Raw genomic sequence first — 22,450 nt, 5'->3', positions numbered from 1 at the left:
GCGGCGCACCGAGGGCACCGCGGAAGGGGCCGGGGAGAAAGGTGTGAGGGATGTCGCGGAGGAGAGGGGAGCGGAGAGGGCGTCGTCCGGCGCCGTGCGCACCACCCTGTGCGTGCCGTGACCAGGCGATAACGGCGTGGCCTTAACGCTGGCAATACATGCCCGGATAGTAGTCTCGGCCCACGATGGGAAATGTGCCGCCACCGCCTGGTTCGTCCTGGCCCGCCGCGCCCGAGGGGCCGGAGGGGCGGACTGTCGGGGCCTACACGCAGGAGCAGACCTGGGCGGATCCTCCCGGAGGGGGGAGGCTGACGCCGCCCGGGGGCTACGCCGTGGCCGCCACCGACCCGGACGTGTGGGCCTGGCCGCCGCCGAGGCCGGTGCGCAGGAACCACTTCGCCCGCGCGGAACTCCCCGCGGACGAGTCCTACCACAGGCTGGGCCGCACGTCCCGCTTCCGCTGGTGGTTCACGCCGCTCACCCTGGCCGTCCTCGCGGTGCTGCTCTTCTTCCTGTGGATAGCCGTCATCCTGTCGGTGACGATCGTGGCGATCATCAACGGCAGCGGACTGGCCCCGGACTCGGTCACCCTGAGCGTGATCGCCGAGATGGCCTTCGGGCTCCTGTCGTCGGCGCTGTTCATCCCCATCGTCCTCTTCCTGGTCCGCGTCGTGCAGTGGCGCCGGACCGGCTCCCTGTTCTCCGTCGAGGGACGGCTGCGCTGGGGGTGGCTGGCCCGCTGCACGGCGGTGGCGGTCGTCCCGGTCGCCCTGTGCGTCGTGGCCTTCCTGCCGCTGGCCGAACTCCTCCAGCCCGACCTGGTGCCCCGCGAGGCCTCCGGCGGAACCGAGGTGTTCGCCGCGGCGATGACCGCCATCGTGCTGCTGGTGCCGTTGCAGTCGGCGGCCGAGGAGCTGACCCTGCGCGGCATGCTCATGCAGCTGGTGGGCGCGCTCGGCGCCCGTCCCGACGAGCGGCGCGGCCGGTCGGCGGTCTCGCGGGTCCTGCGCTCCCCGGGTCCGGCCATCCTGGCCAGCGGAACCCTGTTCGCGGCGCTGTACCTGGCCACGCACCCGGGCGACCCCTGGACGACCGCGGCGCTCGCGGTGATGGGGCTGGGGATGTCCTGGCTGACCTGGCGCACCGGCGGTCTGGAGGCGGCGATCAGCCTGCACGTGGTCAACAGCCTCGTGCAGTTCACGCTGTGCGTGTTCGAGGGCCGCATGGAGCAGATCGGCACGGGGGTCATGGTCGGCTCCGGCCTGCCCCTGGGCGCGGGTACGCCGCTGGTGCTGGTGCTGACCCTGATCCAGGTGGGGCTGTACGTGCTGGCGGTGGTGTGGCTGGCGGGCCGCCGCGGGGTGCGGCGCAGGAGCGCGGCCGCCGTCCGTTAGAGCTCGTCGGCTCCGGGCCCGGCGACCGGCTCGCCCGGGGGGTTCTCCGCGGGCTCGCGGACCGTGCCGCCGTCCCGCTCGGGGAAGACCCACGTGCGGTAGGAGAAGAACCGGAAGAGCGTGCCCAGGCCCACCCCGACCACGTTGCCCGCGATGTTGCTCGCGAGCGGGCCGTCGAACCCCAGCACGTACACCGAGAACCCCAGGCAGGCCAGCTGGAGGAGCATCCCGACGCCGTTCATCAGCAGGAACAGCGCGGTCTCGCGGCCGTAGCCGGTCCGGGCCCGGTCGCCGAAGGTCCAGAACCGGTTGCCCACGAAGGCCACCGCGATCGAGCACAGCGTCCCGATCACCTGCCCCGTGAGCGGGCCCGCCCCGGCCGCGCTCCACAGCAGGTTGGTCGTCCCCAGCTGGACCACGTAGGCCACGGCGCCCACGGAGCCGAACTTGCCCACCTCCCGGACGAGCTTGGCGATCCCGGGATGGCGGGAGAGGAAGTCGCGCACGTTCTGCGCCTCCGGTCCTGTGGTCGGGGTGGTCGGATCCGCCTCCGCGCGGACCGGTCCCGGCCGGGCCGCCGACCAGGGGCGGAGGGGGCCCGGGACCGCCGCGTCCGCACGCCCTAGACTCTAGCCGGGGGTCGCACCAGGACCCCGGCCGCGGGTTCCGAGCCGATCCGGCCAGGTCCCGCCGCGCGGGGCCGTCCCGTCACCGCGGTTGACGAGCAGCATGTGAGTTGAGGAACTGTGAGCGAGCGTAACCGCACCGTCCCGCGCGTGGGAATGGTGGGAGGGGGCCAACTCTCCCGGATGACCCACCAGGCGGGCATCGCCCTGGGGGTCGACTTCTCGGTCCTGGCGTCCAGCCCCGCCGACAGCGCCGCGCTGGTGTGCGGTGACGTCTCCCTGGGCGACGACCGCGGCCTCGACGACGTCCTGGCCTTCGCCAAGGCCCACGACGTGGTCACCTTCGACCACGAGCACGTGCCCGAGCCCGTCCTGCGCGCGGTCGAGGAGGCCGGGGGCCTGCTGCGCCCCGGCCGCGACGCGCTGCGCTTCGCCCAGGACAAACTGCGCATGCGCACCCGTATGGCCGAGCTGGGCGCGCCCTCGCCGCGCTGGCGTGCCGTCACCACCCTGGAGCACGTCACGGCCTTCGCCGGGGAGACCGGGTGGCCGGTCGTGCTCAAGGCGGCCCGCGGCGGCTACGACGGCAAGGGCGTGTGGGTCGTCGGTGACGCCGACGAGGCCCGCGGGGTCGTGGACCGCGCCGCCGCCGAGGAGGTGCCGCTCCTGGTCGAGGGGAAGGTGGACTTCTCGCGCGAGCTGGCCGTGCAGGTCGCCCGCTCCCCGCACGGGCAGGTCGCGGTCTACCCGGTCGTGGAGACCGTGCAGCGCGGCGGCATCTGCCACGAGGTGATCGCCCCCGCCCCGGACCTGTCCGAGGACAAGGCCACCCACGCCCAGCAGCTGGCCATCGAGATCGCCCAGGCGCTGGACGTGACCGGGGTCCTGGCCGTGGAGCTGTTCGAGACCGCCGACGGCGTGGTCGTCAACGAGCTGGCCATGCGCCCGCACAACTCCGGCCACTGGAGCATCGAGGGCGCGCGCACCTCCCAGTTCGAGCAGCACCTGAGGGCCGTGCTGAACCTGCCGCTGGGCTCGCCGCGCACCAACGCGCCCTACACCGTCATGGCCAACCTGCTGGGCGGCGAGGACCCCGAGGTCTACCGCCGCTACCTGCACGTGATGGCGAAGGACCCCGAGGTGAAGGTGCACTTCTACGGCAAGGACGTGCGTCCGGGCCGCAAGATCGGGCACGTCACCGTGATGGGTGAGGACTACCGTGACCTGCTGGCGCGCGCGCGAGACGCCGCCGCCTACCTGCGAGGAGACGAACAGTGACCGACAGCGCCAACGGGCGGGACGCGAGGGGCCCCGTGGTGGGCATCGTGATGGGCTCGGACTCCGACTGGCCGGTGATGCGTGAGGCGGCCGAGGCCCTGCGCGAGTTCGACGTCCCCTTCGAGGCCGACGTGGTCTCGGCGCACCGCATGCCGCACGAGATGGTCTCCTACGGAGCCGAGGCCGCCGGCCGCGGCCTGAAGGTGATCATCGCCGGCGCGGGAGGGGCGGCGCACCTGCCGGGCATGCTGGCCTCGGTGACCACCCTGCCGGTGGTGGGCGTCCCGGTGCCGCTCAAGTACCTCGACGGCATGGACTCGCTGCTGTCCATCGTGCAGATGCCCGCCGGGGTGCCGGTGGCGACCGTGGCCGTGGGCGCGGCCCGCAACGCGGGTCTGCTGGCGGTGCGGATGCTGGCCGCGGGCGACCCCGCGCTCACCGAGCGCATGGCCCGCTTCCAGGAGGAGCTGAAGGAGCAGGCCCACGCCAAGGGCGAGCGGCTGCGCCGCGAGGTGGAGAACGGGGGCAGGCCCACCGGCTTCGGCCGCTAGCCCGCCGACGCCCGAACGGCCCCGGTACCCGTCACGGGTGCCGGGGCCCTCGCGTGTCCGCTCAGCCCTCGGAGGGCAGGAGGAGGCGCAGGCCCTCGACGGCCTGCTCCACGGTCGGCAGCGCTTCCGGGTCGATGAGGTACTGGATGAGGTAGCCGGTGACGAAGTTGTAGGCCATGGAACCCAGACCGGCCTCGACGGCCGGGTCGACCTCCCCGGGCTCCAGGTCGAGCAGGAGCGCGGCCAGCCCCCGGCGGGCGCCCCTGAGGCCCTCGGCCAGCACGGCGCGGACACCGTCGTCGAACTGGGCCTGCGCGTAGGCCTGGACACTGGCGACGAGCAGGTCGCGCTCCTCGGGCAGGGTCCGGAAGAGCGAGTCGAGCAGGACGCGCAGCCTGTCGGCCGGGGCCTCGGCGCGTGAGGCGCTGACGGCGGCCCCGAAGGTGTCGCCCCACTCCCCGGTCGCCTCGATCACGGCCGTGTTCATGAGGTTGTCCTTGGACCCGAAGTGGTACCCGATGGAGGCCAGGTGCGCTCCGGAGGCGGCGGCGATGTCGCGCGCCGTGGTCTTGCTGTAGCCCTTCTCCACCAGGCACTTCCTGGCGCCCGCCAGCAGGTCTTCGCGTTGGCTCATGACCGCGATCCTAGCATCTGGACGTACGTACATATTGACACCTGATTTTGACGTACGTACGATCACGGCCATGAACCCTCGACGCGCCACCGCCCGCACCTGGGCCGGACTGGCCCTCCTACTGATCCCGGCACTGCTGGTGTCCATGGACATCTCGGTGCTCTTCGTCGCCGCGCCCGCCATCACCGAGGCGCTGCGACCCACGTCCGCGCAGTGGCTGTGGATGATGGACGTCTACGGCTTCGTGCTCGCCGGACTGCTCGTCACCATGGGAAGCCTGGGCGACCGGATCGGCCGCAGGCGCCTGCTGCTCACCGGCGGGGTGCTCTTCGGCGCCGCGTCCGTGCTGCTGGCGCTGGCGCCCTCGCCGGAGCTGTTCATCGCCGGGCGGGCCCTGCTGGGCGTGGCAGGGGCGACCCTGGCGCCCTCCACGCTCTCCCTGGTCCGGGACATGTTCACCGACCCCCGCCAGCGCGGCGCCGCGGTCGGGGCCTGGACCGTCGCCTTCACCGGCGGCGCCGTCGCCGGGCCGATCCTCGGCGGACTGCTCCTGGAGTTCTTCTGGTGGGGCTCGGCCTTCCTCGTCAACCTGCCGTTCATGGTCGTGCTGGTGGCCGCCGCACCCCTGCTCGTGCCCGAGTCGCGCGACCCGGAGGCCTCCGGCTTCGACCTGCCGGGCGCGGGCCTCTCGCTCGCGGCCGTCCTGGGCCTGGTCTACGGCGCCAAGCGCCTGGCCGAGCACGGGGCCGACCCCCACGCCCTCACCGCCCTGGCGGCCGGAGCGGCGCTCCTGGCTCTGTTCGTGCTCCGGCAGCGCCGTGCCGCGCACCCGCTGATGGACCTCTCGCTCCTCGCCCGCCCCGCTTTCACCGCCGCGATCATCGGCAACCTGGCCCTGTCCTTCGCCGTCGGGGGGATGGGGCTCCTGACCTTCACCTTCCTCCAGACCGTGCACGGCCTGAGCCCGCTCCACGCCGCCCTGTGGGCGCTGCCCACGATCCTGGGCACCGTCCTGGGCGCGGTCCTGGCCGGCTCGCTCGCGCCCCGGGCCAGACCCGGCGTGCTCATGGCGGCGGGGCTGGCCCTCAGCGCGGCGGGGTTCGCGGTCGTGGGCCTGGTGGACGCCGACACCCGCCTGGCGGTGTTCCTCGGCGGCTACACCCTGCTGACCCTCGGGGCCGGCGTCGTCGGAACCCTGGCCAACACCCTGGTCCTGGCCACGGCCCCCCGGGAGCGCGCCGGGGCCGCCGCGGGGATCTCCGAGACCAGCACCGAGTTCGGCACCGCCCTGGGCATCGCGGTCCTGGGCACCGCCGCAGGCGCCGTCTACCGCACCTCCGTGGCGGACGCGCTGCCCTCGGTGGACGGGGCCGCGGCCGAGACCGTCACCGGAGCCCTGGCCGCCGCCCCCCGAGCACAGGACCCCGGGGCCCTGCTCGACGCGGCCTTCGACGCCTACACGGCCGGGGTCAACACCGCCGCCCTCACCGGCGCGGGCGTGCTGGCCGCGGTCGCGCTCCTGGTCGCCGTCGCGCTGCGGAGGCTGCCCCCCGCGACCGGCGGGGAGCCCGGCGCACCGGCCCCGGCCGGGGGAGTCCCGGCCCGTCCGTGACCGGACCGCCCTGCGCGCCGACCGCCGTTCCCCGCGGGGCCGCACCGGTCGCGAGCGGCGCCGGGCCGGTGCGCCCGAGCACCACGGGGGCGGGCGCACCGGCTCCCGTTCACCTCGCCGCGGTGCCGAGGCGGTCGGCGGAGCCCTCGGTCAGGACGCACTCCCCGACCGGGCGCTGCTCCAGGTGGCCGCCCTCCAGGAGCTGGTTGACCGAGGCGTACTCCGCCTCGGGCGCCTCCACGACCCCCTCGGCGGGGACGAGTACCTGTTCGCCGCCGCCGGGCTGCTCGAAGTGCGGGGCGATCGGCCCCACCAGCGCGGTGAACTCCTCGGTCACCTCGTAGCAGTTGTAGTTGTGCTCGGGACCGTCCGGCCACGTGTTCAGCGAGTCCGGCGGCAGGGCGCGCCGTTCGTACGGAGCCCCCGCCGGGGCCAGGAACGTGCCGCGCGGGGACCCGAAGCGGTCCAGCATCCACCCCTCGGGCAGGACCCGCAGCTCGGTCACCGGCTCGCCGTCCTCCACCACGAAGCCCATGTGGTCGGGGTAGTCCCAGCCCTCGGGTGTGGCCCAGCGGTCCAGGAACGCGTCGGGGGAGAGGCCGCCGAGCCGCTCGTACCCCTCCAGCAGCGCGCCGACCGGCCCGTCCTCGGGCAGCTCGGCGGGGCCCAGGCGGGGGTCGCCGCACAGGTACCGCTCCAGGTCCTCCTCGCTCGGCGGCGGGTCGAGCACCGGGCACCGCGCCTCCTGCGGGGCGAACGGCGCCGACGGCGCGGGGGGCGCGGGCACCGCGTGGGCGGGCTGGGCCGCCATGAGCAGGGCCAGCGCGGTGCCGACCGTCACGGAAAGCTTCACGGGTGGGACTCCGTCCGTCCTCGGACACCCGGCACGGCGCCGGGCGTACACGGGCAACTACGGAGTGAAGTCAACCACGGTCAACGCGTCACGATCGGGGTTCCGGCCGAAAAAGCGGACGGCCGGGCCCGCGCGGGCCCGGCCGTGGTGCGTGACGAGGGGGAGGGGCTACTGGCGGCCCAGTGCCCGGTAGGTCCAGCCCGAGGCGCGCCAGTACGTGGGGTCGAGCGCGTTGCGCCCGTCCACGATGCGCTTGCGGGCCACCACCCCGGCCAGCTCCTCCGGGTTGGCCTCGCGGAACTCCGCCCACTCGGTGAGCAGCAGCACCACGTCGGCGCCGCGCGCCGCCGCCAGCATGGAGTCGGCGTAGTTCAGCTCCGGGTGCGCCTCGCGCGCCCGCTCCAGCGCCCGCGGGTCGTACACCGTCACCTGCGCTCCCAGGGAGGCGATGGTGGAGGCCACGTCCAGGGCGGGCGAGTCGCGGATGTCGTCGGAGTTGGGTTTGAACGCCGCGCCCAGCACGGTCACCGTGCGCCCGGCGAAGCTCCCGCCGATCAGCTGGCGGGCGATGTCGATGGTGCGCGCGCGGCGGCGCTGGTTGATCGCGTCCACCTCGCGCAGGAAGGACAGCGCGGGCTCCACGCCCAGCTCGTCGGCGCGCGCCATGAACGCGCGGATGTCCTTGGGCAGGCAGCCGCCGCCGAAGCCCAGGCCCGGGCCGAGGAACTTGCCGCCGATGCGGTCGTCGTAGGACAGCGCCTCGGCCAGCTGGATGACGTCGGCCCCGGCCACCTCCGACACCTCCGCCATGGCGTTGATGAAGGAGATCTTCGTGGCCAGGAAGGCGTTGGCCGACACCTTGACCAGCTCGGCGGTCTGGAGGTCGGTCAGCAGGAAGGGGACGCCGTCGTCGATCTGGCGCTGCCACAGGGCGCGCACGGCCTTCTCGACCCGGGGGGAGTCGGTGCCGATCACGATCCGGTTCGGGTGCAGGGTGTCCTCCACCCCGAAGCCCTCGCGCAGGAACTCCGGGCTCCACCCCAGCTCGGCCTCCTCGCCCACGGGGGCCAGCGCGGACAGCCGGGCGGCCAGGGTCGCCGCGGTGCCCACCGGAACGGTCGAGCGGCCCACGACCACGGTGGGGCGGGTCAGGTGCGGGGCCAGCTGGTCCACCGCGGCGTTGACGTAGCGCAGGTCGGCCGCGCCGGAGTCGTCGCGCTGAGGGGTGCCCACGCAGATCAGGTGCAGGTCGGCGAACTCCGCGGCCTCGGCGAAGGAGGTCGTGAAGTGCAGGCGGCCGGTTCCCAGGTTCGCGGTGAGCAGCTCTTCGAGCCCGGGCTCGAAGAAGGGGACCCTGCCGGAGCGGAGCATGTCGATCTTGGCCTCGTCGACGTCGAGTCCCAGGACCTCGAACCCCATCTCGGCCAGGCAGGCCGCGGTGGTGGCACCCAGGTACCCGGTACCGATGACGGAGACGCGCATACGGTCCGCTTCGACCACTGGTGGTGTCCTTCCTCGCTTTCGTCCGCTCCCGTTTCGCTGGTTGTGCCCGCTGGAGGCGGTCAACACCCTGCTTGAGGGCAGAAAACGGACATTGTTCAGCCTACGGGTGTGCCCGGGGCGCGATGCATCACCTTACGCGCCGGGGCGTGGCGCACGACCGAACGCCGCGTGAACAGTCAGGCGCTCAGGTTACCGGTGGGTCCGGCGTATCGGCCACAGGGGCGTGTTCAGCGTCGGCGACCGAATCTCGGCCCGCGCCCGCCCCGGTCCAGGGGTGTCCACCCGGAGCCGTCCTCCCCGCGGCGGAAGGGCGTGGTCGTCTTGTCCGGGTCGTCCTCGAAGCCGTCGGGACCGTCAACGAACCCGGCACCGGGGTCAGCGGCGGGGTCGTCGGCGGGCCACGCCGGGTCCGGGACGCCGGGGACCGCGTCCGGAACGGTGTCACCGACCGCCCCGCGCCGGTACTCCTCCCGGCTGGCGCGGGCCACGACCCGGCGCCCGGAGGGCGGGGCCCCGTCGTTCGCGGCACGCCAGCGGAGGGGCATCGCCGCGGAGAACAGCAGCAGCGTTCCCAGCGGCAGCGCCACGGCCAGACCCGCGCCCGAGGGGTAGAGGAAGCTGTCCTCGTTCAGCCAGGACAGCGCCGCCCCCATGGACGCCGGGTGCGCGACCGGCCACAGGCTCAGCGCCGTGAGCAGGGCCCCGCTGGCACCGGCCACCAGCGGCGACAGCCGGGACGCCACCAGGTAGGCGCACACCGCCCCCAGCAGCCCCAGCACCACCGCCGACGACACCGTCGCCACGGTCACCTCCCCCTCGGCGAACCGGGGGAGCAGGCCGGACGACCAGGCCGCGGCGACCCACAGCACGGGGGCCAGGGCGACGCCGCCGAGCAGGCCTACCAGATGGTGCAGCACGGTGATTCCTTCCCTCGCGTCACCCGCAGACGTTCTCCCGCGCGGTCGAGACCGAACCGGTCCCCTCCGCGGCCGAGGGCTCCTCCCGCGGGGTGGCGTCCGCGGTCTGCGGGGCCTCGAACGCCGTGTAGTCGAACCCGATCACGATCTGGAGCCCACCGTCCAGTGCGTCGTCCTCGACCGTCTGCGAGCCCGGCATCATCCCGGCCACGTACTCGGCCGCTGCCGCGTCGTCGGGACCGTGGCGCACCTGGGTGGTGGCGACGTCGAGGCTGCTCCAGTTCCGCGCCGGGGAGGTCACCTGGAACCCGGCCGCGGCCAGCTCGGCGTCCAGCTGCGCGCCCAGGCCCGCGGTGCCGATCCCGTTGAACACCTGGACCCGGATGCCGCCGGGCTCCGGCTCGGACCCGGCCCGCTCCTCCTCCCCGGAGCCGTCCACGGGCCGGTCGGCCCGGACCGCGGCGAACAGCTCCCGGGCGGCGGGCTCGTCCCACAGCACGGCGACGTCGCCGCGCGGCGTCCAGTACTCCATGTCGGCGATGGGCACCTGGGTGAAGGTGACCTCGCCCAGGTCGATGTCGCGCATCTGGTACGCGAGCTCGTTGATGGTGCTGGTGTCCAGCCCCTGGTCCACGGTCACCGACGACAGGGCGCTGTCCAGGAAGTCGGTCAGCTTGGCCGGGTCGGAGAGCGTCTCGGTGCTCATCGCCTGGTCGAGCATCGCGGACAGGACCTGCTGCTGGCGCTCGATCCGGTCCAGGTCGCCGCGCGAGGTGGCGCGGGTGCGGGAGAAGGCCAGGGCCTCGGCCCCGTCCACCCGGTGCGTGCCCGCCTCCATGTCCAGCTGGGCCTTGGGGTCGTGGATCGCCTCGGGCAGGCACACCTCGATGCCGCCCAGGGCGTCCACCACGTCCACGAAGCCGTTGAAGTCCACCTCGACGTAGTGGTCGACGCGCACGTCGGTCACCGACTCCACGGTCCGCACGGCCAGCTGGGGGCCGCCGTGGGCGTAGGCGGCGTTGATCTTGTCGGGACCCTGGCCGGGGACGTCCACCCACAGGTCCCGGGGGATGCCGACGACGGTGAGGTGGTCGCGGTCGTGGTTGAGCCGCACCAGCATCATGCTGTCGGAGCGCTGGCCCGGGGTGGAGCCCACGCTCAGGTCCTCCTGGGCCTCCGCGCTCATCTCGTCGCGGTTGTCGGAGCCGATCACCAGGAAGGTCAGGCCGCCGGTCTGCTCGGGGCGCCCCTCCTCGGACAGGCCGCCGAACACGTCGAACCGGTTCAGGGTCCCCGACATCCACCCGGTGAGCGCCCACGAGGTGCCCGAGGCGAGCAGGACCAGCGTCGACAGCGCGCTCATCACCAGCAGGCCGGTACGGCGCCGACGGGTGGCGGCGCTGGGCACGGTCACCCGGCCGGACCTCGGGGAGCGTTCGGGCGGGAGGGGCTGTGAGCGCTGGCGGCGGAACTCCTCCGCGGGTCCCTGCCGTCCCGCTCTGTCATCGCTCATCGGCGTCCCCGTCCCAACCGGTCAACGGTGTCCTTATCTCTAGGTTGTCACCCGATTCGCCGAAGCGCGCGGGATGTCAACCCCCGGCGTGTTGTCCTCCTCTTTGCCTGGCCCTCTCCTGGTTATGACGCCGTGAACTGCGCGGGGGTTCCGTGCGGGCGGTGTCATCCTGAGCCGTATCCGGTACCGCCACGTGACCGAAATCGCGGTCCGATGCGGTGACAATGTCCTGGCGACCACGCCGGACCCGGCCCGCGGCCGAACGGGACCCCCGCCGTGTCCGGCGAGGGCCCGCACGGGGGCGCCCGCAGCGCGCCGTCCCCCCTCACCACATCCCTCTCGCAGCACGGAGTTCCAGTGACCCACCCCTACCCCGAGGCCGTCTCCAGCAGGAGCTGGCTCGTGGCCCTCCTGCTCTGCCTGTTCCTGGGCACGATCGGCGTCCACCGCTTCTACACGGGCAAGATCGGCACCGGCGTCCTGATGATCCTCACCTGCGGCGGCGCCGGCGTGTGGACGCTCATCGACCTGATCATGATCATCGTCGGCTCCTTCAAGGACGCCGAGGGCAGGCCCGTCAAGAACCAGGGCTGAGACACCGCGACCCCGGCCCGGCGGGCTCCGCCGGGCCGGGACCGCGACGGGTGTGCAGTACCGTTGACGCGCGTACGACACGCTCCTACGCAGTCCCGACACGTCTTGACCCTGGGAAGTGCCCGTGTCCTGGCCGCCTGTCTCCGTCGTCATGCCCGTACTCAACGAAGAGCGCCACCTCGCCGCCGCGGTGGAGCACGTCCTCGCCCAGGACTACCCGGGCGATCTGGAGGTCGTGCTCGGGGTCGGGCCCTCCTCGGACCGCACCCGCGAGGTCGCCGACGGGATCGCCGCCGCCGACCCGCGCGTGAAGGTGGTGGACAACCCGACGGGAAGGACCCCCTCCGGGCTCAACGCCGCCATCGGGGCCTCCTCGCACGACATCGTCGCCCGCATCGACGGGCACGCCATGATGCCCTCGGACTACCTGCGGGTGGCCGTGGAGACGCTCCGCGAGACCGGCGCCGACAACGTCGGCGGGATCATGGCCGCCGAGGGCACGACCCCCTGGGAGAAGGCGGTCGCCGCCGCCATGACCTCCAAGGTGGGCGTGGGCAACGCGCGCTTCCACACCGGCGGCGAGGGCGGTCCGGCCGACACCGTGTACCTGGGCGTCTTCCGGCGCTCGGCGCTGGAGCGGGTCGGCGGCTACGACGAGGCCTTCCTGCGGGCCCAGGACTGGGAGATGAACCACCGCATCCGCACCACCGGCGGCACGGTGTGGTTCCAGCCGCGCATGCGGGTCTCCTACCGCCCCCGGCGCAACGTGCGCCTGCTCGCCAAGCAGTACTTCCACTACGGCCGCTGGCGCAGGGTGGTCTCCCGCCAGCACAAGGGCACCATCAACCTGCGCTACCTGGCCCCGCCCGTCGCCCTGGCGGGTGTGGTCGCCGGGCTGGTCGGCGGCTTCTTCCTCTGGCCGCTGTTCCTGGTCCCGGCCGCCTACCTGGTCCTGGTCACCGCCGCGTCGGTGCCGCTCGGCCGCGGCCTTCCCGCCGCCAGCCTGCCGATGATCCCGCTCGCGCTGGCCACCATGCACATGTCGTGGGGCGCCGGGTTCATCACCAGCCCGCCCGGACTCGGCTCGGACTCGCGCACGGCGCAGGCCGCCCGGGCCTGAGGCGCCTCCCCCGGCCGCTTCCGGCCCCGGCCCTCTCTCGTGCGGGAGAGGGCCTTCTGCTAAGCAGGGGTGAGGGACGGGAAAGGGAAAGTGGGTGCCATGGACGACTTGCGCGGCAACCAGGCCGTGTGGCGGTTCGACGGTGAGACGGTCGCGATCAGGTACGAGGCCCAGGGCTGGTTCAAGGACCCCCTGCTCAAACGGATCGGCCAGCTCGAACTCCCCGTGGCCGCGATCGCCGAGGTCGACTTCCAGCCCGGCGCGGGCCCCAGGAAGGGCTGGCTGCTGCAGCTGCGCCTGCACGAGCGGACCGACCCCTACGCGGCGGTCGGCGCGATGCTCAAGGAGAAGTCCCAGCCCTTCCGGCTCACCGGCCAGGCCAGCGGCGAACTGGTCGCCGAGTACCTGGCCGACCAGATCCGGTTCGCCGCCGAGCAGAGCGGGCCGCCCGCCCCCGACACGGCCGTCCGCCTGGTGCCCCGGCTGCCCTTCCACATCCAGACCTCCGAGGGGACCGCGACCCTGGACGGCTCCACCGTGCGCCTGGTCTGGTCCGGCGGTGAGGCGAGCGGGCGCAAGCGCAGGGCGCAGCGCCGCGAGTACGACCTCTCCGAGATCACCGGGGTGGACTGGGCGCCCTCCGACGGCTGGGAGTGGGGCTACATGCGCCTGGTCACCGCCGACACCGGCGGCAGGGACACCGGCAAACCCAAGCAGGACCTGCACGCCCTCGTCGCCGAGGAGGGGGCGGAGGGCTACGACACCCTGCTCATGGCCGCGGCGGTCACCGCCCACGTGTGGGCCGCGGAGGCGTCGGGGGCCGGCGGCCGGGAGGGGCGCGGCGTCGCCGCCAGGCTCAGGGACCCGCGGTGGTGGCTGGACGCGGCGGCGCGCTCGACCGACCAGCTGCGGGCCCTGTCCGCGGGGTCCGCGGCTCCGGACGCGGGGGAGGGCGCCGGACCCGGAGCCGGACCGGGGGCCGGGGCGGCCTCCCCGCAGCAGGCCCTGGACGCCGCGGGGAAGGCGGACGGCCGACCCGACAACGAGTGGATCTTCCAGCAGATCGAGCGCCTGGGAGAACTGCACGCCAGGGGACTGCTCACCGACGAGGAGTTCTCCGCCAAGAAGGCCGAGCTGCTCGGCCGGATCTGAGACCGCGGCCCGGTCCCGGGACCCGTGGTCCCGGGACCGGGCGGCGGAACCCGGTCGGTGGGATCGGCGCGGTGGGGCGGGGACCCGGTTCAGTACTCCCCGGCGGTGCCGCCCTTGAGCGCGGACACCGTCCCGGGGACGTCGTCCACCACGACCGCGTCCATCCCCGCCTCGGCGAACCGCGCCGCGTCCACCGGGTCCGGACACCAGGAGACGACCTCGATCCCCGCCCGGTGCGCCAGGTCCACGGTGTACTCCACCGACCGGCGGTCCGGCCGGGGCGCGTCGCCGGACAGCCCGAACGAGCGCGCGTCGATCGCCACCACCGGGCACCCCATCCCGGCGGCGCCCGCCACGGCCTGGTCCAGCGGGTTGCGCACGAACGGCATCCACGCCGTGGGCGCCGCCGGAACCTCCTCGCGGACGGCGAGCAGGACGCCCGGGTCGAAGGAGCAGACGAACACCCGGCGGCGTCCGGCCTCCCTGCGCAGGTACGGCAGGAGCAGCGAGACCGTCCGGCGCGAGGGGGCGTCGACCGCGTCCTCCATCACCGACTTGACGTCCACGTCCAGGCCCACCCCGGCCGGGATCGCGGCCAGGCCCTCCTCCAGGCCGACCAGCCCGGCCCCGGCGCACTCGCGCGCGGTCAGCTCCACGATCGCGCGGCCGTCGTCCAGGGCGGCGTTGTGGTAGAGCACCAGCGCGTCGTCGGCGGTGCGGCGCACGTCGATCTCGATCCAGTGAGCCCCCGCCCGCGCCGCCGCGGCGTAGGACTCCGGCGTGTTCTCCCGGGCGCCGTCCACCACGCCGCGCCCCGCGCCGCGGTGTCCGACCACCTCGGTCGCCTCGAAGACCCGGCTCACGCGTCCGCCCCCGACAGGGCGGCGCGCTCGCGCCCGCGGCGCAGCAGCGTCTCGGCGATCTCCACGTCGCCCGGGTTCGTCACCTTGATGTTCGTCTCCTCTCCGGGCACGATCCGCACCTCCTCCTCCGGCAGGTACCGCAGCACCACGCCGCAGTCGTCGGTGGCCACCAGGTCCGGGTCGGCCGAGGCCAGCTCGTAGGCGCGGCGGGCCACACCGAGCCGGAAGCCCTGCGGGGTCTGCATCCTGCGCAGCCGCGCGCGCGGGGGGACCTCCATGATCACCTCGCCGCCGGAACCGCCGGGCGCCACCCGCACCACGGTGTCGGCGCTGGGCACCGCCACCCCGACCGCGCCCGTCTCCGCCAGCGCCGCCACGCACGCGCTGATGACCGCCGGGCTCACGAGCGGGCGCGCCGCGTCGTGCAGCAGCACCAGGTCGGTGTCGGCGGCGCCGCCCATCGCGGCCAGGGCGGCGACGGAGGTGCCGGTGCGGGTCGCCCCGCCGGGGAGGACCGCGGTGACCTTGGTGAACCCGGCCGCGTCGACGATCTCCCGGACCCGGTCGAGGTACTCCTCCACCATGAGCACGACGATCTCGTCGACGTCCGGGCACGCCTCGAACGCGGCGACGGCGTGCTCTAGGATGGGCCGGCCCTCCAAAGGCAGCAGCTGCTTGGGCGCGGGCGCGCCCATCCGCGCGCCCACCCCTCCGGCCAGAACCGCCGCGATCACGCGCGGACGCATGGCTCCACCTCTTCCGTCGTCCACGGCCGCCGTCCACAGCGGCCGGATACCCCCGGTGCGCCCGGTCGCGTTCGGGTTTCCCGGATGTACGGGGGCCCACCCGCCGCCCTCCACCGCCCTCAACGGACGCGCTTCGCGCGCGGTTCCTTCCGGGCCCGCCGACACCGTGTTTCCCAACGACACCGTGCCGCCCGCGGTTCCGCGCCCCGCCATCCGGCGCGGTTCCCCGGGCCCGGTGCGTTCCCGGCCGAGGCTAGCCGACGGTCCGCCGGGCGGCGCCCCCGCCCCGCGCCCCCGCCCGACGGCGCCTCCACCCGGTACGGCGCCCCGTCGCGCACGGCGCTTCGCGCCCCGCGCGGCCTCGGCGCGCCGCGTCCGGCCTCCCTGGGCGAAGGTACAAAACACGCATTGGTGACAGGTGGGGTGGCACAGCCCGTCGTTCGCAGCGGTAACCTATGGACGCCTGTATGGCGTGCCCGGTGCCGACCTCCTCCCAGAAGCGGTCGTTGAACCGGGCGCGGTCCGTGACATCCCCCGGTCGCCCGGACACGCTCCCCCGTTTCGGTACGCCGTACGGGGTGGACCGCGTATGTCGGCCGGTGCGCACAGGCGAGTACGAGCACGCCCGTCCGTCCCCAGCGTGGATCGGACGAGACATCAACCCTTGGAGGTGGCGGTGGCGTCAAGGGCGCTGGCCGTCTGGGAGCACCGGAAGGTCGTCGGCCTCCTGGTCCGGCGCGACCTGAAGGTCAAGTACCAGCAGTCCGTACTGGGGTACGCGTGGACGATGTTGGAGCCGCTGGCTCTGACGATGGTCTACTTCGTCGTCTTCGGCGTCATCCTCAACGCGGAACGGGGCATGCCGGAGGAGGCCCTGGCGCAGGGCGGTTTCCTGCTGTTCCTCGTGGCGGGGATCCTGCCCTGGAACACCTTCGGGGCGATCCTGTCCGAGGCCCCCCGCGCGATGATCACGCACGCCAAGCTGATCACCACCATGAAGGTGCCGCGGGAGATCTTCCCCACGGCCACGGTCGGCACGAAGTTCATCGAGTACCTGCTCACCTGGCCCGTGCTGATCCTCTTCGTGATCTTCCTCGGGGGCAGGCCCTCGTGGGAGGGCGTGCTGGTGTGGCTGCCGCTGGCCGTCGTGCTCCAGTTCGTCTTCGGGCTGGGCCTCACCCTCTTCCTGTCCGCGGTCAACGTGCTGCTGCGCGACGTCGAGCGCCTGGTGCGCATCGCCTCCCGCCTGCTGTTCTACGGCTCGGCGGTCCTGTTCCCCGCCTCGCTGGTGCTCACCGAGCCCAGCGTTCCGGAGTGGGCGAAGACACTTTTCCAGCTCAACCCGCTGCTGGGTATCTTCGAGATGCACCGTGCCGTGTGGTTCGCCGGATTCGACGAACTCACCCCGAGCACCCTCGCGTTGACCTCGTCGGTGGTCGGTTCGATTCTCATGCTGATCATCGGATACTGGACGTTCCGCCGTCTGGAGATGTCCGTCCTGAAGGAGCTGTGATGGCGCAGACGACCTACGGCGCCGGGATCACCACCGGGCCGGTCATCGAGGCCAAGAACCTCGGCGTCAAGTTCGCCGTGAACCGCCGACGCAAGCGCAGCCTGCGCGAGATGTTCATCCACGGCACCAAGCGCGACCCCAACGCCGAGGGCGACGAGTTCTGGCCGCTGCGCGACGTCACGTTCGACATCGGACGAGGCGAGTGCGTGGGCATCGTGGGCAAGAACGGCACCGGCAAGTCGACCCTGCTCAAGCTGATCGCCGGGGTGCTCATCCCCGACGAGGGCGAGGTGCACGTGCACGGCAAGGTGGCCCCGCTGCTGGAGCTGCGCGCCGGGTTCAACGACAACCTGACCGGCCGCGAGAACGTGTACCTGGTCGGCTCCCTGCACGGGATGTCCGAGAAGCAGATCGACGAGCGCTTCGACGAGATCGTCGACTTCGCCGAGATCAAGTCCAAGTTCGTGGACACCCCGGTGCGCCACTACTCCAGCGGCATGAAGGTGCGGCTCGGCTTCGCGCTGATCTCGCAGCTGGAGCACCCGATCATGCTGGTCGACGAGGTGCTCGCGGTCGGCGACAAGGCCTTCAAGCGCAAGTGCTACGAGGCCATCGACCGCATGCTGGCCAACCAGCGCACGATGGTCCTGGTGTCGCACAGCGAGAGGGACCTGCGCCGGTTCTGCAACCGCGGGCTCTACGTCAAGGGCGGCGGGCTCGCCCTGGACACCGACATCGACGCCGCGCTCGCCGCCTACAACGAGGACACCCAGGCGGAGATCGAGGAGCGCAAGAAGCGCGACGCCGAGAAGAAGAAGCGCGCGGAGGAGAAGGCCAGGAAGGCCGCCGAGGCCGACAACGGCGGCGGCGACGGCGGCCAGGCGGCCTGAAGCCGCCCGGGTCCGCCCGGCCTTCCCACCGAACGCGCTGACGCGCTGACGCGCACCACCGGAGACTGCCCGGCGGTGCGCGTCCGGCGTTTCGCCACATGTCCGGACAGGGCCCCGCACCGCCCGACCCCGCCGCGACGATCTGCGCGTGTGTCAGTGATTGAACCGTTACACAGAGTGAGAAACGGTGTCTCCCATCAGAGCTGGGAGAGGACACGTCCATGGCCCACAGCGGCACCGTGGCGCGGCTGGCCGCGCGGATGCTCGAACGCAGACACGTCACCCGCTCCGGGGTGGCCCGGATCGGCGTCCTGGGGGCCGTGGGCGCGGCGGTCTGGTTCTCCCGGGCCGACGCGGTCGGCGGCCTGGCGGGCTCGGCCTTCCTCGGCGCGGTCCTGTTCTGCGACGCGGTCCGCGAGCGCATGCGGGCCGACCGGCGCGACGCCCTCGCCCTGTGGCTCGCGGCGATGCTGTCGCAGCTGCGCGAGTACGCGGTCTACCTCGGCCTGGCGGCGGGCGCCGTGGCCGCCGGGATCGGCGGGGCCTGGGGGTGGGCCGCGGGCGCGCTGGTCGCCCTGGCCCTGCGCGACTCGCTCCTGGCGGCCGGGTCCGCTCCGGCCGTCCCGGAGCCGGGGCCGGGTCGAAGGAGACCCCCCTCGTCCGCCCAGCGGCCCGCTGGCGGCCTTCTGGGGGGTCTGGCGCCCCGCCCGCCGCGGGGGCCGCGCGCCAGCGATCCCGGTCTGACCGAGCGCCTGTTCGGCGCCACTGTGGTGGACGGCACAACGGGCGGTTCGCGTCCGGTCCGCGCCCCCGCCGGGGCCCGCGCCGACAGAACGGCCGTGAACCGGCCCGCGGTGAACGGGGTCTCCGCCAACGGCGTCCGGGTGAACGGGGCCGTCAGGCACGGGACCCCCCTGTGCGGAGGCCCCGAGGAAGGGGCCGGCCCGAACGGCCTACCCCCGAACGGGACCCCTGACCGGGACCGCGCCGACACCGGAGCCGACGACCGCGGCGCGGACGACCGCCCCGCCCCCTCGCCGCTGCGCCGGATCGCGGACTTCCCCCAACCCGTGCGCTTCCTGGCCATCGCGGTGACCGCCACGCTGTGGGACGCGCGCGTCGCCTTCGTCACCCTCGTGGTCGGCTGCGTCGTCGCGGTGACCGCCCAACTCGCCGATCCCGCGCGGAGCCGACAGTGAACGCGAGCGCCGCGCACGGGGGTTCGGACCGGGACCGGTACGACCCGATCCGTCCCGACCTGCGGTTTCTTCGTGATGACAGTCACATGGCGCTCCTGCTCGGCCGGATCGCGCCGGGGGGAGCGCCGCCCCTGCTCACGGCGCTCACCGGACTCCTGGTCGTCGGAACGCTCCTCGCGGCAGGCCACGGACGGCTGGCAGGCATTACCCTGTTCGCACCGGTCGCTGCCCTGCTACTGTCCGGACTGGCCTCGGGCCACCCCCACGACGGACGGTTCGACTGGCTCGTGCCACCCGTCCTGCGCGTCACCGAGTACGGGTACCTGGCGGTCCTGGGGCTGGCGTCCGGTGTACCGGGTCCACTGGTGTTCGTACTCTTGATGGCGGTCGCCTGTCACCACGGCGACGACGTGGCCCGTCCCGCGGTCGGGGCGGCCCGCCCCGCGGGGGTGCGCGCCGCGGCGCTCGGCTGGGACGGCCGCATGCTCGTCATCGCGGTCGCGGGAGCGCTGCACGCGCTCGCCCCCGCCTACGGCATACTCGCCGGATACCTGGCGGTGCTGCTCGTCCGCGAGGCCGTGCGCACCTGGAGCGCGACACCGGTGGCCGACGTACGCGCCAGCGCCGCCCCCGGCGAGGGCGACACGGACCAGGGGGATCCGCGGATCCCCCGACCAGGCCACGCAGACGGGGGCCAACCGGCCGCCGGAACGAACGGGGAGGCGTGAGAGCCCTCCCCGACTAAGGAGGAACACGCCCTCATGCTCGGAATGGTTCTCGCCGCAGGCGCGGGGCGCCGTCTACGCCCCTACACCGACACCCTGCCCAAGGCGCTGGTGCCCGTCGACGGCGAGACGACCATCATGGACATCTCGCTGCGCAACCTGGCGGCGGCCGGGCTGACCGACGTCGTCGTCGTGGTCGGCTACCGCGCGGAGGCGGTCGAGGCGCGCAAGGAGGCACTGGAGGAGCGCCACGGCGTCAAGCTCACCCTCAGCCACAACGACAAGGCCGAGGAGTGGAACAACGCCTACTCCCTGTGGACCGCGCGCGAGTTCTTCTCCGAGGGCGTCCTCCTCGTCAACGGCGACACGGTTCACCCCGTGAGCGTCGAGGAAACGCTACTCGCCGCACGGGGACCGGAACTGCTCCTCGCGGTGGACAGCGTGAAAAGCCTCGCTGACGAGGAGATGAAGGTGACCCTGGACGAGGAGGGCCACCTGCGCACGATCACCAAGCTCATGGACCCGGCCACCGCCGCGGGCGAGTACATCGGCGCCACCCTCATCGAGGGCTCCCTGGACGCCCGTCTCGCCGACGCCCTCAAGGCCACCTGGGAGCGCGACCCGCAGCTGTACTACGAGGACGGCTACCAGGAGCTGGTCAACCGCGGCGAGAAGGTCGCCGTGGCGCCGATCGGCGAGGTGGACTGGGTCGAGGTCGACAACCACGACGACCTGGCCAAGGCGAGGGAGATCGCATGCCGCTACTAGCCCGCATGCTCCCCTCCCCGCTGGCGATCGACGTGCGCCGGGGAGCCGTCTCCTCCCTCGGGACGCTGCTCGCCGACCGCAGGATCGCCACCGAGGGCCGCATCGCCGTGGCCGTCGGCCCGGGGCAGGGGGCGCAGATCGCCTCCGAGCTGGACCTGCCCAACTGCGAGGTCTTCCACGTCGAGGAGGGCACCGTCGACGCCGCGACCGAGCTGGGAAAGAAGCTCCGCTCGGGCGCCTACGAGGCGGTCGCCGGGATCGGCGGCGGCAAGACCATCGACGTGACCAAGTTCGCCGCCACCATGGCGGGGATCCCCATGGTGGCCGTGGCCACCAACCTCGCGCACGACGGCATCGCCTCGCCGGTCAGCTCGCTGGAGCACGAGGGCGGCAAGCCCTCCATCGGCGTGACCATGCCCATCGCCGTGGTCATCGACGTCGACTACGTCCGGGCGGCCCCCTCGCACCTGGTGCGCTCGGGCATCGGCGACGTGGTCAGCAACATCTCCGCCATCGAGGACTGGGAGCTGGCGGGCCGGGTCAACGGCGAGCCGGTGGACGGCATGTCCGTCACCTTCGCCAGGGTCGCGGCCGAGGCGGTCCTGCACCGCCCGGACTCGGTGGAGTCCGAGGCCTTCCTCACGGTGCTGGCCGAGGGCCTGGTGCTCTCGGGGATGGCGATGTCGGTGGCCGGGTCCAGCCGCCCCGCCAGCGGCGCGTGCCACGAGATCCTGCACGCGGTCACCCAGCTCCACCCGGGCACCAGCAACCACGGCGAGCTCGCCGGGCTGGGCGCGCTGTACGCGTCCTTCCTGCGGGTGCGGCACCTGGACTGGTCGCAGGCGCGGATGAACGAGATCCGCGACTGCCTGATCCGTCACGAGCTGCCCGTCGTGCCCTCCGACGTCGGACTCGACGAGGCGGAGTTCGCACGGGCGGTGGTCCACGCCCCGGACACCCGTCCGGGCCGGTTCACCATCCTGGAACACCTGAACCTCTCCGAGGACGAGATCGGACGGAGCGTCAAGGACTATGTCGAAGCCGTCGGTCGCTGAGGTCCGCGCGGGCGGCCAGCCCGCCGGCATCAAGGAGAGGACGAACGAGGAGCACTGGGCGGGCCGCCTCTACATGCGCGACCTGTCCCCGTACCTGACCACGTTCTTCGTCCGGCTCGGCGTCCCCCCCAACCCGATCACCTACCTGATGATGGCCTTCGGCGTGCTCGCCGGGGTCGTGGTCGCCTTCGGCGGCCTGTGGTCGGCGATCGCGGCGGCGCTGTTCGTGCAGGTGTACCTGCTGCTGGACTGCTCCGACGGCGAGGTGGCGCGCTACACCGGCCGCACCAGCGTGGCCGGGATCTACCTGGACCGCATCGGCCACTACGTGTCCGAGATCGCGCTCCTCATCGGCCTGGGCGTGCGCGCCCAGGGCGGGTGGGAGCCGGGCGGCTGGGTGATCCTGGGCATGGCCGCGGCGATCGGCGTGGCGCTCATCAAGGCCGAGACCGACAACGTGGTGGTGGCGCGGGCCAAGGCGGGCCTGCCGGAGAAGGTCTCGGACGAGGCGATGCGTCCGCGCTCGTCCGGGCTCAGCCTGGCCCGCCGCCTGGCCTCGGCGCTGAAGGTGCACCGCCTCATCCAGGCCGTGGAGCTGTCCCTGATCGTCGTGGTGGCGGCCGTGGTGGACGCCTTCCTCGGCGACCTGACGGCCACCCGGATCCTGGTGGCGGCGTGCGCCGCGGTGGGCGTGCTGATGAGCTTCGCGCACTTCGTGAGCGTGCTCGCCTCGCGCCGCCTCGAATAGCGCGGACACTTCGGGCGCCCCCGGCCCGAACCGGGTCGGAGCGTCACGAACGACGCGCCGATGACGTTGACGTCACGAACGGGGCCGTGCAGGTTACCCTGTCCACGGTCCCGTCCACCTTCCCTTTATTCTTTCGTTAGTCTGTTCCTGCGATCGTTGGCCGTGTGTCAACCTTCCAGTAACACTTCGTCCACTG

At 73.1% G+C, this 22,450-nt stretch carries 22 protein-coding genes; 14 read left to right on the top strand and 8 right to left on the bottom strand.

Features of this window, described 5'->3' with window-relative positions:
* Positions 1-332: 332 nt before the first annotated feature.
* Positions 333-1,394 (top strand): CPBP family intramembrane glutamic endopeptidase, encoded by a 1,062-nt coding sequence (locus tag NDAS_RS19240; RefSeq protein WP_197724894.1) that lies wholly within the window; start codon positions 333-335, stop codon positions 1,392-1,394.
* Here the strand turns inward: NDAS_RS19240 and NDAS_RS19235 are convergent.
* On the bottom strand, positions 1,391-1,900 hold the full coding sequence (locus tag NDAS_RS19235; RefSeq protein ID WP_013154889.1) for a GtrA family protein: 510 nt from the start codon (positions 1,898-1,900) through the stop codon (positions 1,391-1,393). The genes NDAS_RS19240 and NDAS_RS19235 overlap by 4 nt on opposite strands.
* Positions 1,901-2,140: 240 nt before the next feature.
* Here NDAS_RS19235 and NDAS_RS19230 point away from each other — a divergent pair, with 240 nt between their 5' ends.
* Positions 2,141-3,298 carry a 5-(carboxyamino)imidazole ribonucleotide synthase gene (locus NDAS_RS19230; RefSeq protein WP_013154888.1) on the top strand — a complete coding sequence of 386 codons (1,158 nt, stop codon included), beginning with the start codon at positions 2,141-2,143 and terminating at the stop codon, positions 3,296-3,298.
* Positions 3,295-3,849: a 5-(carboxyamino)imidazole ribonucleotide mutase gene (purE, locus tag NDAS_RS19225; RefSeq protein WP_013154887.1), complete on the top strand. Its 555-nt coding sequence runs from the start codon at positions 3,295-3,297 to the stop codon at positions 3,847-3,849. The genes NDAS_RS19230 and purE overlap by 4 nt, the downstream gene beginning before the upstream one ends.
* Before the next feature lie 61 nt (positions 3,850-3,910).
* On the opposite strand, the gene NDAS_RS19220 is transcribed toward purE, so the two are convergent.
* Positions 3,911-4,483, bottom strand: a complete 573-nt coding sequence (locus tag NDAS_RS19220) for a TetR/AcrR family transcriptional regulator (RefSeq protein WP_013154886.1) — start codon at positions 4,481-4,483, stop codon at positions 3,911-3,913.
* A gap of 70 nt (positions 4,484-4,553) precedes the next feature.
* On the opposite strand from NDAS_RS19220, the gene NDAS_RS19215 reads away from it, so the two are divergent.
* Positions 4,554-6,095: an MFS transporter gene (locus tag NDAS_RS19215; RefSeq protein WP_013154885.1), complete on the top strand. Its 1,542-nt coding sequence runs from the start codon at positions 4,554-4,556 to the stop codon at positions 6,093-6,095.
* A 109-nt stretch (positions 6,096-6,204) separates the two neighbouring features.
* Here NDAS_RS19215 and NDAS_RS19210 read toward each other — a convergent pair whose 3' ends face one another.
* The 4 genes from NDAS_RS19210 to NDAS_RS19195 form a co-directional block, all read right to left on the bottom strand.
* Positions 6,205-6,948 carry a TNT domain-containing protein gene (locus NDAS_RS19210; protein ID WP_013154884.1) on the bottom strand — a complete coding sequence of 248 codons (744 nt, stop codon included), beginning with the start codon at positions 6,946-6,948 and terminating at the stop codon, positions 6,205-6,207.
* 168 nt (positions 6,949-7,116) lie between these two features.
* The gene (locus tag NDAS_RS19205) at positions 7,117-8,448 is read right to left on the bottom strand and encodes a UDP-glucose dehydrogenase family protein (protein ID WP_013154883.1); all 1,332 of its coding nucleotides are present in this window, start codon (positions 8,446-8,448) and stop codon (positions 7,117-7,119) included.
* A gap of 230 nt (positions 8,449-8,678) precedes the next feature.
* Positions 8,679-9,368, bottom strand: coding sequence for a hypothetical protein (locus NDAS_RS19200; protein ID WP_013154882.1), 690 nt, complete (start codon positions 9,366-9,368; stop codon positions 8,679-8,681).
* Positions 9,369-9,387: 19 nt separating this feature from the next.
* The gene (locus tag NDAS_RS19195; protein ID WP_013154881.1) at positions 9,388-10,881 is read right to left on the bottom strand and encodes an LCP family protein; all 1,494 of its coding nucleotides are present in this window, start codon (positions 10,879-10,881) and stop codon (positions 9,388-9,390) included.
* A 357-nt stretch (positions 10,882-11,238) separates the two neighbouring features.
* On the opposite strand from NDAS_RS19195, the gene NDAS_RS19190 reads away from it, so the two are divergent.
* The 3 genes from NDAS_RS19190 to NDAS_RS19180 all read left to right on the top strand — a co-directional run bounded on the left by NDAS_RS19190 (position 11,239) and on the right by NDAS_RS19180 (position 13,747).
* On the top strand, positions 11,239-11,475 hold the full coding sequence (locus tag NDAS_RS19190; RefSeq protein WP_013154880.1) for a TM2 domain-containing protein: 237 nt from the start codon (positions 11,239-11,241) through the stop codon (positions 11,473-11,475).
* A gap of 124 nt (positions 11,476-11,599) precedes the next feature.
* Entirely contained in the window at positions 11,600-12,595 is a 996-nt protein-coding gene (locus tag NDAS_RS19185; RefSeq protein WP_013154879.1) for a glycosyltransferase family 2 protein, read from the top strand.
* A 99-nt stretch (positions 12,596-12,694) separates the two neighbouring features.
* Positions 12,695-13,747, top strand: coding sequence for a DUF4429 domain-containing protein (locus tag NDAS_RS19180; protein ID WP_013154878.1), 1,053 nt, complete (start codon positions 12,695-12,697; stop codon positions 13,745-13,747).
* An 89-nt stretch (positions 13,748-13,836) separates the two neighbouring features.
* On the opposite strand, the gene NDAS_RS19175 is transcribed toward NDAS_RS19180, so the two are convergent.
* Together NDAS_RS19175 and NDAS_RS19170 are read right to left on the bottom strand one after the other, a co-directional pair.
* Positions 13,837-14,610, bottom strand: coding sequence for a glycerophosphodiester phosphodiesterase (locus tag NDAS_RS19175; RefSeq protein ID WP_013154877.1), 774 nt, complete (start codon positions 14,608-14,610; stop codon positions 13,837-13,839).
* Entirely contained in the window at positions 14,607-15,356 is a 750-nt protein-coding gene (locus NDAS_RS19170; protein WP_013154876.1) for an IspD/TarI family cytidylyltransferase, read from the bottom strand. Before NDAS_RS19170 ends, NDAS_RS19175 begins: the two co-directional genes overlap by 4 nt.
* 664 nt (positions 15,357-16,020) lie before the next feature.
* On the opposite strand from NDAS_RS19170, the gene NDAS_RS19165 reads away from it, so the two are divergent.
* The 7 genes from NDAS_RS19165 to NDAS_RS19135 all read left to right on the top strand — a co-directional run bounded on the left by NDAS_RS19165 (position 16,021) and on the right by NDAS_RS19135 (position 22,254).
* On the top strand, positions 16,021-16,869 hold the full coding sequence (locus NDAS_RS19165; protein WP_019608200.1) for an ABC transporter permease: 849 nt from the start codon (positions 16,021-16,023) through the stop codon (positions 16,867-16,869).
* Positions 16,869-17,759 (top strand): ABC transporter ATP-binding protein, encoded by an 891-nt coding sequence (locus tag NDAS_RS19160; protein WP_013154874.1) that lies wholly within the window; start codon positions 16,869-16,871, stop codon positions 17,757-17,759. Before NDAS_RS19165 ends, NDAS_RS19160 begins: the two co-directional genes overlap by 1 nt.
* Before the next feature lie 221 nt (positions 17,760-17,980).
* A complete protein-coding gene (locus tag NDAS_RS29660) occupies positions 17,981-18,958 on the top strand; it encodes a hypothetical protein (RefSeq protein WP_013154873.1) in 978 nt (325 codons plus the stop codon).
* 86 nt (positions 18,959-19,044) lie between these two features.
* Positions 19,045-19,686: a DUF5941 domain-containing protein gene (locus NDAS_RS19150; RefSeq protein ID WP_238347033.1), complete on the top strand. Its 642-nt coding sequence runs from the start codon at positions 19,045-19,047 to the stop codon at positions 19,684-19,686.
* A 33-nt stretch (positions 19,687-19,719) separates the two neighbouring features.
* On the top strand, positions 19,720-20,451 hold the full coding sequence (locus tag NDAS_RS19145) for a phosphocholine cytidylyltransferase family protein (protein WP_013154871.1): 732 nt from the start codon (positions 19,720-19,722) through the stop codon (positions 20,449-20,451).
* 5 nt (positions 20,452-20,456) lie between these two features.
* A complete protein-coding gene (locus NDAS_RS19140) occupies positions 20,457-21,506 on the top strand; it encodes an iron-containing alcohol dehydrogenase family protein (RefSeq protein ID WP_041552866.1) in 1,050 nt (349 codons plus the stop codon).
* A complete protein-coding gene (locus NDAS_RS19135) occupies positions 21,484-22,254 on the top strand; it encodes a CDP-alcohol phosphatidyltransferase family protein (protein ID WP_013154869.1) in 771 nt (256 codons plus the stop codon). Before NDAS_RS19140 ends, NDAS_RS19135 begins: the two co-directional genes overlap by 23 nt.
* Positions 22,255-22,450 lie beyond the last annotated feature (196 nt).

The organism is Nocardiopsis dassonvillei subsp. dassonvillei DSM 43111 (genome assembly GCF_000092985.1).
Classification (GTDB): Bacteria; Actinomycetota; Actinomycetes; order Streptosporangiales; family Streptosporangiaceae; genus Nocardiopsis; species Nocardiopsis dassonvillei.
Note: the sequence above shows the minus strand (reverse complement) of the source record. Positions and strands in the feature narration are given on the sequence as shown.

Excerpts from the sequence above, each read along its gene's own strand:
- NDAS_RS19160 (WP_013154874.1), top strand. The coding sequence starts at position 16,869 with ATGGCGCAGACGACCTACGGCGCCGGGATCACCACCGGGCCGGTCATC.
- NDAS_RS19135 (WP_013154869.1), top strand. The coding sequence starts at position 21,484 with ATGTCGAAGCCGTCGGTCGCTGAGGTCCGCGCGGGCGGCCAGCCCGCC.
- NDAS_RS19215 (WP_013154885.1), top strand. The coding sequence starts at position 4,554 with ATGAACCCTCGACGCGCCACCGCCCGCACCTGGGCCGGACTGGCCCTC.
- NDAS_RS19195 (WP_013154881.1), bottom strand. The coding sequence starts at position 10,881 with ATGAGCGATGACAGAGCGGGACGGCAGGGACCCGCGGAGGAGTTCCGC.
- NDAS_RS19170 (WP_013154876.1), bottom strand. The coding sequence starts at position 15,356 with ATGCGTCCGCGCGTGATCGCGGCGGTTCTGGCCGGAGGGGTGGGCGCG.
- NDAS_RS19220 (WP_013154886.1), bottom strand. The coding sequence starts at position 4,483 with ATGAGCCAACGCGAAGACCTGCTGGCGGGCGCCAGGAAGTGCCTGGTG.
- NDAS_RS19150 (WP_238347033.1), top strand. The coding sequence starts at position 19,045 with ATGGCGCTCCTGCTCGGCCGGATCGCGCCGGGGGGAGCGCCGCCCCTG.
- NDAS_RS19145 (WP_013154871.1), top strand. The coding sequence starts at position 19,720 with ATGCTCGGAATGGTTCTCGCCGCAGGCGCGGGGCGCCGTCTACGCCCC.
- NDAS_RS19140 (WP_041552866.1), top strand. The coding sequence starts at position 20,457 with ATGCTCCCCTCCCCGCTGGCGATCGACGTGCGCCGGGGAGCCGTCTCC.
- NDAS_RS29660 (WP_013154873.1), top strand. The coding sequence starts at position 17,981 with ATGGCCCACAGCGGCACCGTGGCGCGGCTGGCCGCGCGGATGCTCGAA.
- NDAS_RS19180 (WP_013154878.1), top strand. The coding sequence starts at position 12,695 with ATGGACGACTTGCGCGGCAACCAGGCCGTGTGGCGGTTCGACGGTGAG.